At 34.0% G+C, this 18,339-nt stretch carries 17 protein-coding genes and 1 other RNA gene; 6 read left to right on the forward strand and 12 right to left on the reverse strand.

Going from position 1 to position 18,339, the window contains the following annotated elements; all coding sequences use genetic code 11:
• The first annotated feature begins 63 nt into the window (after positions 1–63).
• A complete protein-coding gene (locus tag N7277_RS00660) occupies positions 64–1,335 on the forward strand; it encodes an ABC transporter permease (protein WP_274779871.1) in 1,272 nt (423 codons plus the stop codon).
• Between the two features lie 104 nt (positions 1,336–1,439).
• Entirely contained in the window at positions 1,440–2,630 is a 1,191-nt protein-coding gene (locus N7277_RS00665; protein ID WP_274779872.1) for an efflux RND transporter periplasmic adaptor subunit, read from the forward strand.
• 58 nt (positions 2,631–2,688) lie between these two features.
• Here the strand turns inward: N7277_RS00665 and N7277_RS00670 are convergent, their stop codons facing one another.
• The 6 genes from N7277_RS00670 to N7277_RS00695 form a co-directional block, all read right to left on the reverse strand.
• Positions 2,689–3,276, reverse strand: a complete 588-nt coding sequence (locus N7277_RS00670) for a hypothetical protein (RefSeq protein ID WP_274779873.1) — start codon at positions 3,274–3,276, stop codon at positions 2,689–2,691.
• 61 nt (positions 3,277–3,337) lie between these two features.
• Complete coding sequence (locus N7277_RS00675) at positions 3,338–3,985, reverse strand: HD domain-containing protein (protein WP_274779874.1); 648 nt, start codon at positions 3,983–3,985, stop codon at positions 3,338–3,340.
• A gap of 9 nt (positions 3,986–3,994) precedes the next feature.
• A complete protein-coding gene (locus N7277_RS00680) occupies positions 3,995–4,837 on the reverse strand; it encodes an alpha/beta hydrolase family protein (RefSeq protein ID WP_274779875.1) in 843 nt (280 codons plus the stop codon).
• 99 nt (positions 4,838–4,936) lie between these two features.
• Complete coding sequence (locus N7277_RS00685) at positions 4,937–5,827, reverse strand: ribokinase (protein ID WP_274779876.1); 891 nt, start codon at positions 5,825–5,827, stop codon at positions 4,937–4,939.
• Positions 5,828–5,909: 82 nt separating this feature from the next.
• Positions 5,910–6,551: a DUF4241 domain-containing protein gene (locus N7277_RS00690; protein WP_274779877.1), complete on the reverse strand. Its 642-nt coding sequence runs from the start codon at positions 6,549–6,551 to the stop codon at positions 5,910–5,912.
• 85 nt (positions 6,552–6,636) lie between these two features.
• The gene (locus N7277_RS00695) at positions 6,637–9,252 is read right to left on the reverse strand and encodes a valine--tRNA ligase (RefSeq protein WP_274779878.1); all 2,616 of its coding nucleotides are present in this window, start codon (positions 9,250–9,252) and stop codon (positions 6,637–6,639) included.
• 201 nt (positions 9,253–9,453) lie between these two features.
• Between N7277_RS00695 and N7277_RS00700 the strand changes: the two genes are divergently transcribed.
• Entirely contained in the window at positions 9,454–9,858 is a 405-nt protein-coding gene (locus N7277_RS00700) for a DUF1573 domain-containing protein (RefSeq protein WP_274779879.1), read from the forward strand.
• An 83-nt stretch (positions 9,859–9,941) separates the two neighbouring features.
• Complete coding sequence (locus N7277_RS00705) at positions 9,942–10,817, forward strand: polyphosphate kinase 2 family protein (RefSeq protein WP_274779880.1); 876 nt, start codon at positions 9,942–9,944, stop codon at positions 10,815–10,817.
• Positions 10,818–10,820: 3 nt separating this feature from the next.
• Here N7277_RS00705 and rnpB read toward each other — a convergent pair.
• Together rnpB and N7277_RS00715 are read right to left on the reverse strand one after the other, a co-directional pair.
• Positions 10,821–11,150: RNase P RNA component class A (rnpB, locus tag N7277_RS00710), an RNA gene on the reverse strand.
• Positions 11,151–11,341: 191 nt separating this feature from the next.
• Complete coding sequence (locus tag N7277_RS00715; RefSeq protein WP_274779201.1) at positions 11,342–12,331, reverse strand: IS110 family transposase; 990 nt, start codon at positions 12,329–12,331, stop codon at positions 11,342–11,344.
• Between the two features lie 393 nt (positions 12,332–12,724).
• Between N7277_RS00715 and N7277_RS00720 the strand changes: the two genes are divergently transcribed.
• Both N7277_RS00720 and N7277_RS00725 read left to right on the forward strand, forming a co-directional pair.
• Positions 12,725–13,219 (forward strand): RNA polymerase sigma factor, encoded by a 495-nt coding sequence (locus N7277_RS00720; protein ID WP_104794334.1) that lies wholly within the window; start codon positions 12,725–12,727, stop codon positions 13,217–13,219.
• Entirely contained in the window at positions 13,212–13,889 is a 678-nt protein-coding gene (locus N7277_RS00725) for a beta-carotene 15,15'-monooxygenase (RefSeq protein ID WP_274779881.1), read from the forward strand. Before N7277_RS00720 ends, N7277_RS00725 begins: the two co-directional genes overlap by 8 nt.
• Before the next feature lie 42 nt (positions 13,890–13,931).
• Here the strand turns inward: N7277_RS00725 and rpoN are convergent, their stop codons facing one another.
• The 4 genes from rpoN to N7277_RS00745 all read right to left on the reverse strand — a co-directional run bounded on the left by rpoN (position 13,932) and on the right by N7277_RS00745 (position 18,261).
• A complete protein-coding gene (gene rpoN, locus N7277_RS00730) occupies positions 13,932–15,392 on the reverse strand; it encodes an RNA polymerase factor sigma-54 (RefSeq protein ID WP_274779882.1) in 1,461 nt (486 codons plus the stop codon).
• Positions 15,393–15,476: 84 nt separating this feature from the next.
• Positions 15,477–16,925, reverse strand: coding sequence for an asparagine--tRNA ligase (gene asnS, locus N7277_RS00735; RefSeq protein ID WP_274780778.1), 1,449 nt, complete (start codon positions 16,923–16,925; stop codon positions 15,477–15,479).
• A 102-nt stretch (positions 16,926–17,027) separates the two neighbouring features.
• Positions 17,028–17,573 (reverse strand): ribosome maturation factor RimM, encoded by a 546-nt coding sequence (rimM, locus tag N7277_RS00740; protein ID WP_274779883.1) that lies wholly within the window; start codon positions 17,571–17,573, stop codon positions 17,028–17,030.
• Between the two features lie 127 nt (positions 17,574–17,700).
• Positions 17,701–18,261 (reverse strand): 30S ribosomal protein S16, encoded by a 561-nt coding sequence (locus N7277_RS00745; RefSeq protein ID WP_274779884.1) that lies wholly within the window; start codon positions 18,259–18,261, stop codon positions 17,701–17,703.
• Between the last annotated feature and the right edge of the window lie 78 nt (positions 18,262–18,339).

Raw genomic sequence — 18,339 nt, forward strand, 5'->3', positions numbered from 1 at the left:
GAGTCATGAGTTATAAGTTATGAATTTTAATTCTTCAATCTTTTAATTTTTAATTAAATCTAAATGAACATCATATTCAAAAAAGATACGTGGCAAGAAATTTATTATTCACTTAAAAATAATAAACTTCGTACTTTCCTCACCATGATTGGTGTAGGTTGGGGTATGTTTTTGTTTGTTAGTTTATTAGGTGCTGCAAAGGGTATGGAAAACGGTTTTGATAAATTATTTTCTGGATTTGCTACCAATTCTATTTTTATGTGGGCACAGAATACCACCATTCCTTATAACGGTTTCCCAAAAGGCAGACAACTGAGTTTGCACCTTCCAGATATGGATTTATTGGAAAAGAAAATCCCACAAATTGATTACATTTCACCTCAAAATTCCAGAGGAAATTTTGGAAATCCTGGTGAACAAATGAACCGCAACGGAAAATCTACCACGTATACGCTTACTGGGGATTACCCAGCAGGAAATAAAATTTCTGAAAAGAAATTAATCTTTGGAAGATATCTAAATGATGCAGATGTTACTGCCAGCAAAAACGTAGTAGTCATCGGCGAAGAAATTTATAAAAACTTCTTTGATGCCAAGAAAAATGAAAACCCTATTGGGAAATCGATCAATATCAAAGGAATTTTCTTTAACGTCATCGGCGTTTATAAGGTAGCCAAAGCAGGTGGCCCTATGGATAATGACACTACTGCATACATCCCACTTTCTACCTATACTAAAATGTATAATGATGGAGACAAAGTAGGCTTTTTTGCAATAGTGAGTAAACCAGAAGCCAATCTAGAAACCGTAGAAGAGCAAGCTAAACTAGAACTTAAAAAGAAAAACAACGTTTCTCCTGAAGACACCAACGCTTTTGGAAGTTTCAATTTGGGGAAGATGTTCGGGAAAATGTATGGGTTTTTAACAGGAATGCAATTGCTTACCATTATTGTAGGGGCGCTTACCATTTTGGCGGGTGTGATTGCGATTTCTAACATTTTATTGATTACCGTAAAAGAAAGAACCAAAGAAATAGGCATCAGAAGAGCTCTAGGAGCTAAGCCATCTGAAGTTAGAAATCAGATTTTGCTAGAAAGTGTGGTAATTACCTTGACTTCGGGACTATTAGGATTTATTTTTGGAATTTTCCTTTTGATGATCATCAATGCAATGACCCAGAATCAAGATGCCTTCCCATTTTATAATCCTACGGTTAATTATTCACACGTTTTTGCGGCTATGGCTGTAATGACGATTTTAGGACTTCTCATCGGGATGATTCCTGCACAACGAGCAGTGAAAATTAGACCTATAGAAGCGTTGCGTTCTGAATAAGATCATATGGTAATTTAAGAATGTGATAATTTGTTTAAAATAATTTAGAAATTTCGATTTTCGAAATATATAACTGAAAACTTGACTTTAAATTCAATAAGTATATGAAAAACTTAACCTTCAAAAAAGTAGTTTATATTCTCTTAGGTTTGCTTTTTGCAGCCGGACTTCTGATGGGAATAAGTTACCTGATTAAATCTAATTCTAAAGAAAGCGAAGCCTTTTTGACCAGAAAACCCTTCGTACAAAATTTAGATGATAAAGTAATGGCTACTGGTAAAATAGTTCCTAGAGAAGAAGTGGAAATCAAACCGAATATGTCTGGGATTATAGACAAAATCTTGGTAAAAGAAGGCGACCATGTAACTGCGGGAGAACTTATTGCTACCCTTAAAATTGTGCCAAGTGTTCCTCAGGTAAACGCGGCTCAACAAGAAGTGCAAAATGCTAATCTTCAAATTAACAATGCTAAAATTAATTTGGCTAACCAGCAACAGCAGTTTGCTATGCAACAGCGTTTGTACAATCAAGGCGTGATTTCTAAACAAGAATTTCTTACCGCTCAACAGCAACTGCAATCCATGCAAAATCAGTTGAAAAACACTCAACAGCAATTGCAAACCGCTCAGAAAAATTTACAAATCGCCAGAACTGGTGTTGCAGAAGGTTTACAAAGTCTTGCCACTACACAAATCCGTTCTAAAGCAACTGGAACTGTGCTAGAAGTTCCTGTAAAAATAGGATACCAAGTAATTGAAGCCAACCAGTTTAACGCTGGAACCACTATCTGTAGTGTAGCAGACCTTAACTCTCTTATTTTTGAAGGGAAAATAGATGAAGCGCAAGCTGGAAAAATCAAAGAAGGTATGAATATGAACATCGTGATTGGTGCTTTACAAAATAAAACATTCCCTGGAAAAGTAACCATGATTGCTCCAAAAGGAAAAGATGAAAACGGAACCATCAAATTCCCAATAGAAGGAGATGTTTTTAACCCTACCAATGAATACATCAGAGCTGGTTTTTCTGCCAATGGCGAAATCGTTCTCAGTTCACAGAAAAACGCTTTACTTCTAGACGAAAGTCTTATTCAATACGAAAAACAAAATGGCAAAGATGTTCCTTTTGTAGAAGTAAAACAGAAAGACGGAAAATTCAAAAAGACCTTTATAAAACTTGGTGCATCTGATGGAATTAATGTACAAATTCTTTCTGGAATCACTGAAAATTCTGAAGTAAAAGTTTGGAACCCATCTGATAAAGATAAAGAAGAACTCAAAGAAAAGAAAAAATAAAAACCGCTTAATTATACAAATGAAAAATGAAAAACTTCTAGAAATTCTAGAAGTTTTTTTATTTCTTTCTCGTAAGAAGAACGATATTTAAGAATAATAGCAATAGTGTAAGCGAAACAAAAATACTTTGATTTACATTTTCTAGTTTATTCTTTTCTATTACTCTTTCTGCGATGTCTGACAATTTTTGACTTTGATTTAAAAATGTTCTTACCTCTATTTTTTGATCTTCTTCTTTGTTCTGAACGCTATGTTGAGAAAAATAAACCAATTGGTTCTTTATGTTGTATGCAGTAATCCAAAATTCATTAGAATTACTCATTACAAAATAGTCTATTTGATAGTGATTGGTTCTTACTTTACCTAAATGCTTAGTAAGAAATTTATTTTGGTCTTTGTCGATAACTTTTATGGCATAAATATCCAATGGCTGATTAACCCTGTTAATGACCTGTATAGACATGGAATTTTCTAAAAAATTACTAAAACTTTTTTGAAAAAACCAATATCCAAAGAATGCCAAACCTAATATCACAATAAAAACCCTAATATTCTTAGCCAATTTTGCTCCTGCTCCTGTTTTAAATAAACTTAAAATTAGAGCTAGAGTTAAGAGGAAAAGTAAAACAAAATTGAGACTATTCATTATAACAAAGATATTGTTTTTGATTGACTTTTGAAAAAATCAGAATCGAGCATGGGAAATTCTAAAATTCCACATTCCATTCTTTATAAAATTCATCTAGAAATTGCAGCATAAAATCATGTCTTTCTGATGCGATTTTTTTTGCCGTTTCAGTGTTCATTAAATCCTTGAGCAACAACAATTTTTCATAAAAATGATTAATAGTTGTTCCATTTGATTTTTTGTACTCTTCTTTGTTCATGCCTATATTCGGCTTGATTTCCGGATGATACATCAAATTATTCTTAAATCCCCCAAAGTTGAACGTTCGGGCAATCCCAATTGCTCCAATGGCATCTAGACGGTCTGCATCTTGCACAATTTGCAATTCTAAAGAAGGATTTTCTGGAGCTTCTGCTCTATTTTTAAAGGAAATATTTTTAATGACGAACAACACTTGCTCTATTAATTCAGCATCTACATGAATTTCTTCTAGAAAGTTTTTAGAAATTTTAAGTGCTAAAGTTTCATCACCATTATGAAATTTAGGATCTGCAATATCATGCAACAAAGCAGAAAGTTCTATTACTTCTAGATTTCCACCTTCTTTTTCGGCAATTTTTTTAGAGAGTTTCCACACGCGTTCTATATGAAACCAATCGTGTCCCGCTTCTGCGCCTTCTAGTTTTTCTTTAACAGAATTTATGGTAAGCGTAATGTGATTTTTCATGTCCCAAAACTACGAAAACCAATCGAAAACAATGCTCCAAAGTTTACTGTGTTTTGCTCTAAAAAAATTAATATGTCCTATTTCTTCACCATTGCTTTCGTGAGGATGCACGGTTCTGTAAATAGGTTTCATATTGACATACGTTTCGTTCATGAGTAGTTTCATTCCCGTTTCTGTAATCCAATCATCATCTTGCATATTGAGATATAAGACTTCTTGATGTAAATTTTTAGAGAAATCCTCCGTTTTTTCGAGTAATCGATTTACGGATTTTCGGTTCATGATAAGGGTTCGCCAATCATCTGAAACACCTTTGGGTAAAGACTCGCCTAAATTCACAAAATACGTCTTAAAATACCCTTTTACCCGAGTTAGAACGGGCTGATACAATCCAAAACCCAATAATCCTAACATTTTAATTCTCGGAGAAAGATGCCCAAAATAAGTATTTTGAGTGGCCACGAAACAGAATTTTTCAAAAATTTCTGAACCTTTGTTCATCCCAAGAATTAAAGCACCCACAGAATGACCAATTAAAAATTTTCGGTGATTGGGATAATGCTCCTCTATAAAATTTGTAATGGCTTTGTAATCTGTATTTCCCCATGTTCTCATACTCGCTTTAAAACCTTTGAGCTTTTCTGGTTTAGAAAGCGCCACTCCTCTGTAATCATAGGTAATCACCACAAATCCCAAGTCTGCAAAATATTGTGCAAAAGCATAATAGGTCTGTTGCTTCACGCCAGTCGCAGAATTCACCAATAGTAGTTTCCCATTTGCATTTTCTGGCTCGAAAAGAGTTGCTATAATGGGATATTGGTCTTGAGTATGGATGGTAATGGTATTATTCATAAGAGAAAATCTGTTGAGATTCTGTTTTCAAAAATATCTAAAAAAAGAAGAGAATTTCAAAAATTTGAAATTCTCTGCATATTATTCTATGGTCATACGCTACAAACCGAAATCACTTAATCTTGGCAAACCAGTTTGTGAACCTCTTTTTTGTGCCACTTTTAATGAGACATCATTCCCGAATTTTACACAATCATCAACATCATTCCCATGACATAAAGCGATGGAAAAGCCAGAAGTAAAAGCATCTCCCATTCCCATTTTATTTGGCATGTCTTCTGGGTCATTTCTGTGATACTTCATTTCTGAACCATTATAATAAATGGTAGAATTGGCATCATCTCTTACAAAAAGTTTATTTGGGTATTTTCTCAGAATTTTTTCTCGGGATTCTTCACCAAAAACGATAGAAAGTTCATTGCTTTTTGCCACAATAAAAGAAGCATATTCTAAAATTTCTTCTGAAATTCTAACAGCCGGAGAAGCATAAATTCCTAATTTTTTATTGTAATTTTTAGCCAATTCATATGTTTTTTCTACCACATTCATTGGAATTTCTAATTGGGTAAGTACTAAATCTACCGTAGAAAAAAACTTCTCGGGATTGTCTAAATGTTCTGGAAGCAATGAATAATTAGCTGAAGGTACAACTACGATGGCATTTTGCCCTTTGCAAGCAGTAACGTAAGCTGTTCCTGTAGCATGGTTTACCTCTTCATGCACAAATCCTACATTTACATTTTCATCTACCAAATTTCTAAGAATCTGCTGACCGTAAGGATCCATTCCTACACAACCCACAAAATATACACTTGCTCCTAATCTAGCTGTTCCTACTGCTTGATTTGCTCCTTTTCCTCCAAAAAAAGTTTCAGATTTTTGGGCAATTACCGTTTCATTTGGTTCAGGATGAAAAGATGTATTGAGAACTAAATCGATAGAAGAACTTCCTACCACTATAATTTTGGGCTGTTCTGCGCTTACTTTCATTGAAGTTTAATTTTTATTAGTTTTAAAATTTCAGCGTTTGGTCTACAACAAAATTAGTCTTTTTTTATTTTGAGAAGAATAATTATTCAGATTTTATTTCAATAAACTCTGTTATAATTTTAACTGGTTGATTTTCTGCTCCAAAACCAATATAGCTCGCATAGAAACCCTCTCCGTATCCTGTTTCAAAAGCAAAAATATTCCCTGGCTTTTCTTCGTCTGGTTTTAAGAAAGCAAACTGATCAATCGCTCCATTTTCATCGAAAAAATAACTATGAAAAAACTCTTCGTAAATCCCCATGAAGTCTGCTCCTTTTCTATGAAACAATCTATTTTCGAGATGGTTAAGAGCATCTTGTGTTTCTGCATCCATAAAACAACCCATTCCAGATTCTACAGGATACCCGAAAACTTCTTCCTCTTTTAAATCTTCAATATGCTGACCTTCTGTAGTTGCCATTTTAAAGGATTCTACTTCCTCATTTTGGAACACTACTTCTACATAAGCAATACAATTGCTGTCTCTTTCTTTGTGTACAAAAACAGGAAAATCACCTACAGGAAAATGAATCACAAATTCCTTCATATCATGAGTAATCAATGGGTCACAAGCTACTAACTTTCCGCTAGGAAGATGAATTTTCCCTACCTCGAATGTTTCTAGCATGGGATTTTCTACAAAATTTTTAGAAAAAAGTTTTGATATGTTTTCTAGGTGTGACATGATAATGATGGATGTTTGATGAAAGGAAGTTGGGTGTGGTCTCATGCAAAATGCAAAAGAGCACTTCACATCAGACTTCCAATCCCTACAATGTTTTTAATTTTTCTTCTAAAATTGCAATTTTATCTTGCGCATCTTTTTGTTTTTTGCGCTCATTTTCTACTACTTGAGCAGGAGCACCAGCAACAAATTTTTCGTTAGATAATTTCTTTTCTACCGAAATTAAGAATCCTTTTAAATATTTTAGTTCTTCTTCTGTTTTTGCTTTTTCTTCACCTAAATCTAGGTTTTCACTCAATGGAATAGAAACTTCTGTAGCTCCTACTAAGAAAGTGAAACTTGGTTTATCTGTTTTATTTCCGAAGTTAATTTCAGAAATATTCGCTAATTTTTTTACCACCGCTTCATTTTCGAAAGAAACAGCATTGGTAAATAATTCTACGGCTTCTCTAGGCGAAATCCCTTTGCTTTGACGGTAATTTCTAACGCCAGAAATCAATTCTTTTGCAGTTTCAAAGGCTTTTATATTTTCTTCGCTGAAAAATTTTGCTTTTTTCTGTTGAGCAATCACCAAAGCTTCTTCTGCGCTTCTTTCTGAAATGGCTTGGTACAATTCTTCCGTTAAGAACGGCATGAAAGGATGCAACAATCTCATCAATTCCTCAAAATAAGCAATGGTTTTATCATAAACTTCTTGAGAAATTCCTTCTCCATAATTTGGTTTAATCGCTTCTAAATACCAAGCACAGAAATCGTCCCAAATCAATTTATAAATTAGATGCAAGGCATCAGAAATTCTGAATTTTGAGAATTGGTCATTGATTTCGGCAATGGTTTTATTCATTTGGTTTCCGAACCATTCTATGGTTTGTACATCTGCTTCATTTGCTGGTTTGTCTTCTTTTTTCCAACCTTGAATTAATCTGAAAGCATTCCAGATTTTAGTCGCAAAGTTTCTTCCTTGCAACATTAAGTCTTCATCAAAAAGCAAATCATTACCCGCTGCTGAACTCAGTAAAATCCCTACTCTTACTCCATCTGCGCCATATTTTTCAATCAATTCTATTGGGTCTGGAGAATTCCCGAGTGATTTAGACATTTTTCTGCGTTGCTTATCCCTTACAATTCCTGTAAAATATACATTTTTGAAAGGAACTTCACCACGGAATTCTAATCCTGCCATAATCATTCTGGCTACCCAGAAGAAAATAATGTCTGGACCTGTTACCAAATCAGAAGTTGGATAATAATACTTAATGTCTTCATTGTTTTCGTCTAACATTCCATCAAAAACGGACATAGGCCATAACCAAGAAGAGAACCATGTATCTAGAGCATCTTCGTCTTGACGAAGATTTGAAATTTGTAAATCTGAATTTTGAGATTTTTCTTTGGCTAAAACCAAAGCTTCTTCTATATTTTCTGCAACTACATAATCCTCACTTCCTTCTCCGTAATAATACGCTGGAATTTGTTGACCCCACCAAAGTTGACGAGAGATATTCCAATCACGGATATTTTCCATCCAATGTCTGTAAGTGTTTTTGAATTTTTCTGGGTGGAATTTCACCTCGTCATTCATTACTACATCCAAAGCTGGCTTCGCAATTTCAGACATTTTCAAGAACCATTGTTGAGAAATTTTAGGCTCAATCACTGCGCCAGTTCTCTCAGATGTCCCTACTTTATTCACATAATCTTCTGCTTTAAGTAAAAGATTTTTTTCTTCTAATTCTTTAGCAATAAGTTTTCTAACTTCAAATCTATCTTTACCATTGTAATGCAACCCGTGTTCATTCAATTTACCATCATCATCTAATGCATCAATCATTTGCAAATTGTGCTTCTGACCGATTTCGTAGTCATTGATATCATGCGCAGGAGTAATTTTCAAAGCTCCAGTTCCGAATTCCATGTCTACATATTCATCTTCAATAATTGGAATTACTCTATTTACAATCGGAACAATTACATTTTTGCCTTTCAGATGAGCATATTTTTCGTCGTTAGGATTTACACAAACCGCTACGTCACCGAAAATGGTTTCTGGACGAGTTGTAGCCACAGAAATAAATTCTTCAGAACCTTCAATTTTATATTTAAGGTACCAAAGCTTCCCGTTAAGTTCTTTGTAAATTACCTCTTCATCAGAAATATTGGTTTTAGCTTCTGGATCCCAGTTCACCATTCTATAACCTCTATAAATCAAACCTTTATTGTATAAATCAACGAAAGATTTGATGACTTGAGCAGACAATTTCGGTTCCATTGTGAAACGCGTTCTGTCCCAATCACAAGAACAACCTAATTTCTTTAATTGTTCAAGAATTGTTCCGCCATACTTATGCGTCCAATCCCAAGCGTGAACTAAAAATTCGTCTCGGGTAATATCAGATTTATTAATTCCTTCAGATTTCAGTTTTGCCACCACTTTAGCTTCAGTAGCGATAGAAGCGTGGTCGGTTCCCGGAACCCAAAGTGCATTAAACCCTTGCATTCTGGCTCTTCTGACCAAAACATCTTGAATGGTATTATTTAACATGTGTCCCATGTGAAGAATTCCCGTCACGTTTGGTGGCGGAATTACAATCGTGTAAGGAGGTCTGTTATCTGGGGTAGAATGAAAATAATTGTTTTCTAACCAGTAATTGTACCATTTCTGTTCTGTTTCCTGAGGATTATATTTTTCTGAAATTTGCATAAATTTTTAAATAAAAATGAGTTTGGCTTGTAATTTGCAAAAATACGATAAAATGTGAATTTTTAAATGGTTAAATTTCTTCTTTTTAAGAATTGTAGCGCATAAATCACATAAAACAAAATAAAAAAGAGGAATTTGAATTTATTTACAAAATTTATTTATAATTTTGAACTATAATTATAACAAAAAACTTTATTAAATATGAAAAAATTTATTGGAGGTTTGTTGCTCATCGGAGGTTTTGTTTTCTCTTCTGCACAAACTATTTCTTTTGAAAAAACAACTATTGATTACGGCACTGTTCCTGTAAACGCAGACGGAAACAAGGTTTTTACTTTTAAAAATACTGGTGACAAACCTTTAATCCTTTCAAATGTACAACCAGGTTGTGGTTGCACTGCTTCTGAATGGCCTAGAGATCCAATTATGCCAGGAAAATCAGGACAGATTAAAGTTCATTATAACACTGCAAATGCTGCACCTTTCAAAAAATCTATTGACGTATTTTCTAACGATCCTGTAAACGGAAGAGTAGTACTATACATCCAAGGAACAGTAGATGCAAATGCTAAAGCTGAAGAAAAAACATTAGCTCCTAAAAAATAATTCACACCTAAATTATTATATAAAACCGACTTTAATCAGTCGGTTTTTTTTTATTATCTTTAGTTGAACAAAAGACTTCAAAAATGGACATCAATTTCACAGAAAACTTTCTTGTTAAAGAAACTCAAAAATTCAATCTCAAAGATTTCAATACCGATTATAAAGGCGACCTCACCAAAGAAGAAGGTCAAAAAATGCTCGATGCAGAGAAGAAAAAACTTTATGAACTTCAAGAAAAACTTTATGCAGATGGTAGCCAGTCTCTTTTAGTGGTGATACAAGCAATGGATGCTGCCGGAAAAGATAGCTTGATAGAGCATGTTTTTTCTGGAGTAAATCCGCAAGGTTGTGAAGTAACCAGTTTTAAAACGCCAACTTCTAAAGAATACAATCATGATTTCATCTGGAGGCATTATTTGGCTTTACCAGAAAAAGGAAAAATAGGAATTTTCAACCGAAGTCATTACGAAAGTGTCTTGGTGTGTAAAGTGCATCCTGAATATAATCTAAGCGAAAAAGTTTGGAAATCTACTGACGAAATCCATGAGAAATTCTGGAAAAACAGATATGAGAGCATCAAAAATTTTGAAAAACATATTGCAAGAAATGGAACGAAAATTGTGAAAATTTTCTTACATGTTTCCAAGGAAGAACAAAAAAAACGTTTTCTAGACCGAATTGCTGAACAAGAAAAAAATTGGAAATTTTCTTTAGGCGACTTAAAAGAACGTGCAGTTTTCGACCAATATATGAAGGCTTATGAAGAAGCCATTTCCGAAACCAGTAAAGATCACGCGCCTTGGTTTGTGATTCCGGCAGATCAAAAATGGTTTGCCAGAGTGGCAGCTATACAAATTATTATAGAAACGCTGGAAAAAATGAATCTGCAATATCCTACACTTTCAGAAGAAGAGAGAGCAGGATTAGATGATGCGAAAAAACAGCTGGAAAGTGAATAAAAAACCACGAGAAAAACGATAAGCCGGATTCTGTTTCCCGATAAATCGGGACGCTTGTTATTTATCTACGGTTTACATTACTGCAAACCTTGAGCTGGTTACCCCTCGATTTTCGGAGCGAGCTACTCCTATTCTTAGATTGCTCTAAAAAGCATCGATATACTTACCATTGCATCGCATAGAGTTTACCTGGTTTCACTACAGCCGAACTGTACTTGCTTTCTGTTGCACTTGTCCTCATCTCACGACGGAAGGCTGTTAGCCTTTATGCTGCTCTGTGATGTCCGGACTTTCCTACCCCAATTTCTTGGAATCAACAAGCTGTTTTTCTCGTGGAGTGCAAAGATACGGAAATTTGATGTGATAATTTGGTCATGTGATGATGTGATAATGAAAAGTTGAAAAGGTTTCTTTTGTGAAAATATTGTACTGAAAATCCAAAAGGATTCTGAGTTGCGCCCCGAGTTGAGCGGAGCTCTTTTTGTTTTTTGTCATTCTGAGCATTCTAAGATAAAAACAAGAGTTTAGTTAAAAAGTTTTACAAAATTTTGTTTTCTTTTAGATACGGCAAAAATTCTTAGCACAATTTTACTTGCTACAGCGTTTATTACAGATAATTTGTGTTTTCCCTCAGAAGTTTTTCTTAAGTAATAATTTTTCAGTTGAGGGTCATGCTGTATAGCTGAGCAAGCAGCTTTAAAAAGGATGCTTTTAAGGGATTTGTCACAGAGCGAACTTGTTTTAGTTTTCCCTCTAATACTGCTTCCAGATTGATATTTAAAAGGGGCTAAACCGCAGTGACAACTGAACTTTCTTGGGTTGTTGAATTTGGTAAAATTATCCGTTTCAAGAATGCATTTTATAGCAGTAATCTCTCCTACACCAATAACAGAAGTTATTTTCTGAAAGTTGTTTTTCAATTCATCGTTTTGTATAATAATTTCTCTCATTTGTTTTTCCGTAGACAATATAGATTTTTCTATTTGAAGAATGATTCGCTCCATTTCTTGAGTGTGAGACTTTAGAGAGATTATTTTTGCTTCTATTTCTAAGCTTTTTAAACCGTTTTTCATTTGTACATGGACTTTAACCAAACGTTCTCTAGAACTCATTAATATTTTGAGTTTTCTAAGTTCTTTTGCTGGTAATATGTATGGTTTTAGTTTATGTTTATTAGCTAAAGCATAACTTGCGATTCTCCAAGCATCTACTGCATCAGTTTTTCCTCTGCTAATTCCAGTAGCATGTTTCATTTCTAAAGGATTGATTAAGGAATAACAAAGTTGACGAATAGAGAACTCATAACATAGTAAACTTCCATAATGCCCAGTGTGTTCCATGGCAATCCAGATAGAATACTCTTTTAATTGGTCAAGTTTTTGACAAAATTTTTCAATTCCATCTTTGGAATTTGGGGCAACTTGTTTATTGATGATTATTTGGTTTTGCTCATCAATAGCACAATAATCAAATACCTCTTTGGAAATATCAATTCCAATAAATAGATTTTTCATAAATTTACAATTGAAAGGTCATTCTGATTTCCAGCAAGGTTCTAACTAACGCTATTACTAAGTCTAGAAACTTAAAATTCTAAATGGTTCAAGAACCTAAAAGGCGCTAAGGTCTAATGCTCAGTATAAGTCTTATTTATTAGTCGAACTAGTTCACCATAGCGCCTCTGGTATCAGTATAACTTAAATTAATATTTAAAGTTACTTTTTCTTTTGCAAATCTAATAGCGGAGTCGAAGAATCTAAAAAACAAAAAAGCGAGAGCGGAACGAGAAACCTAACGAAGTGGTTCGATGACTTTAGGAGTCAAATTTGGCGCCCAAGAAAAAAATTACGTTTTGACATCCATTAATTAGCGCATTTTCTTATCTTCGTTTTTTAATTTCTGAAAAATTGGATTCTAAACAAAAAGAATTTTCTAAGTTGGTAAAGGAAAATCAGGGGCTTATCATAAAAGTCTCCAGATTATATACCAATTCTCTGGAAGATGAACAGGATCTTTTTCAAGAAATTGTGTTACAACTTTGGCGCAGTTACGACTCATTCAAAGGACAATCCAAAATTTCTACTTGGATGTACAGAGTGGCGCTCAATACGGCAATTACGCTTTTCCGAAAGAAAACTAAATCTCCTCAAACCGATGAGTTGATGGATTTTCACCATCGGGATTATGTGGAAGATGATGACGAAAAACAACAACAGATTACCCTGCTCTACAAGGTGATTAAAATGCTCCCAAAAGTAGAACGTGCGATTGTGATGATGTATTTAGACGATTTACCTTACCGTGATATTGCAGAAAACCTAGGGATTACAGAGGTAAATGCCCGTGTAAAAATGAACAGACTCAAAAAAACACTTAAAGAATTGATGACTCAACATGCTTAATGAAGATTTCAATATAGACCAATTTAAAAAATCCTGGCAGGAACAACCCGTTTCTGATGTGTATAACACGTCTGAAATAGAAGGAATGCTCAATAAAAAATCTACCAACTATGTGAAATATATTTTCTGGATTAGTTTGGCAGAATTTTTATTTTTTGCAATCGTTGGGATTTGTACGATTTTTTCTACTCAAAGAAGCAATAGTTTTACTAATATTTTAGAAAAATTAGGTGTAGAAATGAATGATAATGTAGAAATGAATTTTGAGCATCTTTATTTTGCCTTAAAAGTTTTCAGTTTACTGATTACAGCGATTTTTGTTTTTCTTTTTTACAGAAATTACCTGAAAATTAAGGTAGAATGCAATTTGAAAAATTTTATTCTTCAGATTATCAAGTTCAAAAGAACCGTTAATTTATTTATCTTCACCAATATTGGTTTATTGATAGTTTTTTCGGGTATTATTACTTATTTCATTATGAATGTGCTTCAAGCTCAAAACATTCATTTAAATCAATCCACTTTGATAGGATTTATCACTGGAATTGTTATTAGTATTAGTTTAGGCGTTCTCCTGATTTGGCTGTACTACAGAATCGTCTACGGAATTATTATGAGCAGACTGAGCAGAAATCTAGAACAATTGCAAAAAATAGAACAAGAACAATAAAGCAATAAAAAAAACCTTCAGTAAATGCTGAAGGTTTTATTTTTATAATTCTTTTCTCAATCTCGCGACTGGAATATTGAGTTGTTCTCTGTATTTCGCGATGGTTCTTCTGGCAATATTGTATCCTTTTTCCTTCAAAACATCTACCAAAGCATCGTCTGTAAGTGGTTTTCTTTTATCTTCGTGACTGATGACTTCTTGCAAGTGATTTTTAATTTCCTTAGTCGAAACTTCTTCGCCATCATCATTAGTCAATGAATCTGAGAATAAGTTTTTAAGCAAAATAATTCCACTTGGCGTGTCTGCGTATTTGCTTTTCACCACTCTAGAAATCGTAGAAATATCAAATCCTGTTATATCTGCTACATCTTTCAGAATCATCGGCTTGATGTTTTTTTCATCTCCGGTTAAGAAATATTCTTTCTGTAATTTTACAATCGCAGAAATGGTTTGCATCAGCGTATTTTGTCTCTGATTAATGGCGTCAATATACCATTTTGCAGCATCTAACTTTTGTTTGATGAAAAGTGCGGCTTGTTTATGTTCCGCAGAGTTTTTATCGTGAGAATAAGTGCTTAAAATTTCTTTGTACTCCTCAGAAACTCTAAGTGTAGGCGCATTTCTACTGTTCAGAAGCGGTAAAACCTGTCCATCTTTTATTTGAATCACAAAATCTGGAATAATTTCTTGATTAATGGTGATGGTTTGCGTATCAAAATTCCCACCTACTTTTGGAGACAATTTAGAAATCACTTCCAGAGCATCTTTTAAATCCTCCTCTTCTATATCATATTTATTGATGATTTTGCCGTAATGCTTATTGGTTAATGCATCAAACTGATGCCTTAAAATATTACCCGCTAAAATCACCGATTGATCTCTGCTTACTTTTTTCTCAATTTGCAGTAAAAGACATTCTTGTAAATCTCTCGCTCCTACTCCAGCCGGATCAAGCTTTTGCACATAATTTTCTAGAATTTCCTTTACTTTTTCTTGAGTGGTATAAATCCCTTGCGAAAAAGCCAAATCATCTACAAGAGACTTGATTTCGCGTCTCAGATAACCGTCATTATCTAGATTTCCGATAATGTATTCTGCAATTTTCAGGTCTTCATCGTCTATACTAGACAAGTGAATTTGCTCCATCAAATAATCATACAAAGACTGTCCCTCTGTTAATAAACTTTCGTTATCAAAATCTTCGTCATCTGCAGAATAATTGCTAGAAGCGGTTTTATAAGATGGCTCATCATCATACAGATATTCATCTACATCAAAATCAGTATCTATGCTTTCACTACCTTCACTCTCGTAATCAGAATCTAGACTCGAAAAATCTTCATCTTCATCTTCTGTTACTTTTTCTAAGGCAGGATTTTCTTCTAACTCACGCTCTAGCTCTTCCTGAAATTCTAGCGTGTGAAGCTGTATCAACTTCATCAACTGAATTTGCTGAGGAGCTAATTTTTGTCCTAATTTTATTTGTAGGTTTTGTTTGAGCATTGTTTATTATTTAGAAAGCCAAAAAAAAGTTTTTTGATTTCCGTTTTTGTTACATCTTTATTTCAAAATCTTATGAAATTCTATTTAGAATTCAGCGTTTTTCGGAGTTCTAGGGAAAGGAATCACGTCTCTAATATTAGTCATACCTGTTACAAAAAGAATTAATCTTTCTAGACCTAAACCGAAACCAGCATGCGGAACAGAACCGAATTTTCTGGTATCTAAATACCACCATAATTCATGCTCGTCTACGTGCATTTCTTGCATTTTGGTTTTCAAAACATCTAATCTCTCCTCTCTTTGTGAACCACCAATGATTTCTCCGATTCCTGGGAAAAGTACGTCCATTGCAGCTACGGTTTTTCCATCTTCGTTTAATCTCATGTAAAATGCTTTGATTTCTTTAGGATAATCAAATAAAACGACTGGAGACTCAAAGTGTTTTTCTACCAAGTAACGCTCGTGTTCTGATTGTAAATCTGCTCCCCATTCTTCAATTGGGAACTGGAATTTTCCTTTTTTATTTTCTTTAGAATTGAGCAAAATCTCGATGGCTTCTGTATAAGAAACTCTCATAAAACGTTTTTTAATTACGTTTTCTAGTTTTTCTATCAAACCTTCTTTTGCTCTTTCTTTTTCAGGTTTTTGTTTTTGTTCTTCAGCAAATCTTTGGTCTAAAAACTTCAAATCGTCTTTGCAATTTTCCAGAACATAACCAATTACATATTTCAAGAAATTTTCTGCCAAATCTATGTTGTCTTCCAAGTTATTGAAAGCCACTTCTGGTTCTACCATCCAGAATTCTGCCAAGTGTCTTGTGGTATTAGAATTCTCAGCACGGAAAGTCGGCCCGAAAGTATATACTCTACCTAATCCCATCGCTGCTGTTTCTGCTTCTAGCTGACCAGAAACCGTCAAATTGGTTTTTTTGCCAAAGAAATCTTGTGCAAAATCAATGTCGCCATTTTCATCTCTTGGAATTTGGTTTAAATCAAAATTCGTCACTCCAAACATTTCACCAGCACCTTCTGCATCAGCACCTGTAATGATTGGCGTGTTCATGTAGAAGAAATGATTTTGGTTAAAGAACTGGTGAATCGCAAAACTTACCGCACTTCTCACTCTGAAAACCGCTCCGAAAAGATTAGTTCTGAATCTAAGATGTGCCTGCTCGCGAAGAACTTCCAAAGAGTGTTTTTTCGGTTGAAGAACAGTTTTTTCCATCTCTTCAGAGAAGTTATCTCCTAAAATGGTAATTTTTTTGGCAATAATTTCAATATCTTGACCTTTTCCTTCACTTTCTACTACCTCACCAGTAATTTTAAGCGAAGAAGCAGTTTTAATATTTTTAATGATATTTTCGTCGAAATTTTCGAAATCTACTACAATCTGAATATTGTTAATTGTAGAACCGTCATTCAATGCGATGAAACGGTTAGAACGGAATGCTCTCACCCAACCTTGAATGGTAATATCGTGATGTAAAAGTTTTTTATAATCTCCTAAAATTTCTTTAATGGTCTTCTTACTCATGACTTCATAATTATTCAGCAAAAATAAGAAATTTTGGCGTAATTTTTGATGTAACGCGGAGATTTTTACGGTTTTAAAAATTAGTTTTCGAAAAGAATAATTTTATTGTTCGTCATTCTTGGCTGGCGTTAAGAAAACATCCATCAAACCTTCTGGCAATTGCATTTTAATAAATTTCTCTTCACGATTGACTTCTAGAATCCAGTCTTTAATAATCGGAATGATGATTTCTTTATCCGCTAATTTTAAGATAAAGTAATGTTGTGCGGTTTGGTCGTTTATTTCTACAATGTTTCCGCAAGATTTTCCATCTTCTTCTCTGATTTCATACCCAATGACTTCGTGATAATAAAACTGATTCCCTGAAAGTTTAGGCAATGTAGAGAGCGGTAAAAAAACATTTTTACCAATAGACTGTTCTACCAACTGTTCCGAAGAATTCTTGAAAGTAATGATTTTAGAGTTATCATTTCCCCATTGTTGCTTTTCCACAAAAAAAGGCACGAGAAGTCCGTTAACTTCCACAAAAATCCCTTCCAGTTTATTGTATAATTCTGGTTGGTCAGTATCTAATTTTATGATTACATTTCCCTTTAGACCGTGTTTTCTGGTAATTTTTCCTAAAAAATAGCAATCTTCTTTTTTCATGGGTTGATATTTTAAATTTTAAAAACCAAAAAGAATTTTATTTGGTTTTATGATGCAAATATACTTTGTTTTAAAAGAATAAAGACGCAATAAATTGCGTCTTTAGTACATTTTATTTCTAAAATTGTTATGCTTCTGCTTCAGTTCCTTCAGCTTCAGCAGCTGGAGTTTCTTCAGTAGTTTCTTCAGCTACAGGTTCTGCGTTTGCAGCTTCTTCAGCAGCTTTAGCATCTGCTTCTGCTTGAGCAGCAGCAGCAATTCTAGCTTCGTTTACTTTAGCTTCAGCTTCTAGAGCAGCTTTTCTAGCAGCTTCTTTAGATTGAGCTAAACCGTCTTTTTTAGCATTTACAGCAGCTTCTTTAGCTTCTAACCAAGCGTTGAATCTTTTTTCAGCTTCAGCTTCGTCGAAAGCACCTTTTGCTACACCACCTTGTAAGTGTTTTTTGTATAAAGCACCTTTGTAAGAAAGGATAGCTCTAGCAGTATCAGTTGGTTGAGCACCATTGTTTAACCATTTAACAGCTGAATCTACATCTAGTTCAATTGTTGCAGGGTTAGTAATTGGGTTATAAATCCCTAATTTTTCGATGAATCTACCATCTCTTCTTGCTCTAGCGTCTGCTACTACGATGTGGAAAAAAGGTTTTCCTTTTTTACCGTGTCTTTGTAATCTAATTTTTACTGACATATTGTTGTGAATTTATGGGAACTCGTCCCTGTTAATATTTTTAAGTGTGCAAAGATAGTAAAATATTTTGTTTCAAAA

Source organism: Cloacibacterium sp. TD35 (assembly GCF_028864635.1).
Lineage (GTDB): Bacteria > Bacteroidota > Bacteroidia > Flavobacteriales > Weeksellaceae > Cloacibacterium.

Coding starts and splice junctions, on each gene's coding strand:
- N7277_RS00660 (WP_274779871.1), top strand. CDS start 64: ATGAACATCATATTCAAAAAAGATACGTGGCAAGAAATTTATTATTCA.
- N7277_RS00670 (WP_274779873.1), bottom strand. CDS start 3,276: ATGAATAGTCTCAATTTTGTTTTACTTTTCCTCTTAACTCTAGCTCTA.
- N7277_RS00745 (WP_274779884.1), bottom strand. CDS start 18,261: ATGTCAGTAAAAATTAGATTACAAAGACACGGTAAAAAAGGAAAACCT.
- N7277_RS00680 (WP_274779875.1), bottom strand. CDS start 4,837: ATGAATAATACCATTACCATCCATACTCAAGACCAATATCCCATTATA.
- N7277_RS00715 (WP_274779201.1), bottom strand. CDS start 12,331: ATGAAAAATCTATTTATTGGAATTGATATTTCCAAAGAGGTATTTGAT.
- N7277_RS00705 (WP_274779880.1), top strand. CDS start 9,942: ATGGACATCAATTTCACAGAAAACTTTCTTGTTAAAGAAACTCAAAAA.
- N7277_RS00700 (WP_274779879.1), top strand. CDS start 9,454: ATGAAAAAATTTATTGGAGGTTTGTTGCTCATCGGAGGTTTTGTTTTC.
- N7277_RS00665 (WP_274779872.1), top strand. CDS start 1,440: ATGAAAAACTTAACCTTCAAAAAAGTAGTTTATATTCTCTTAGGTTTG.
- asnS (WP_274780778.1), bottom strand. CDS start 16,925: ATGAGTAAGAAGACCATTAAAGAAATTTTAGGAGATTATAAAAAACTT.
- N7277_RS00725 (WP_274779881.1), top strand. CDS start 13,212: ATGCTTAATGAAGATTTCAATATAGACCAATTTAAAAAATCCTGGCAG.
- N7277_RS00695 (WP_274779878.1), bottom strand. CDS start 9,252: ATGCAAATTTCAGAAAAATATAATCCTCAGGAAACAGAACAGAAATGG.
- N7277_RS00675 (WP_274779874.1), bottom strand. CDS start 3,985: ATGAAAAATCACATTACGCTTACCATAAATTCTGTTAAAGAAAAACTA.
- N7277_RS00690 (WP_274779877.1), bottom strand. CDS start 6,551: ATGTCACACCTAGAAAACATATCAAAACTTTTTTCTAAAAATTTTGTA.
- N7277_RS00685 (WP_274779876.1), bottom strand. CDS start 5,827: ATGAAAGTAAGCGCAGAACAGCCCAAAATTATAGTGGTAGGAAGTTCT.
- rimM (WP_274779883.1), bottom strand. CDS start 17,573: ATGAAAAAAGAAGATTGCTATTTTTTAGGAAAAATTACCAGAAAACAC.
- rpoN (WP_274779882.1), bottom strand. CDS start 15,392: ATGCTCAAACAAAACCTACAAATAAAATTAGGACAAAAATTAGCTCCT.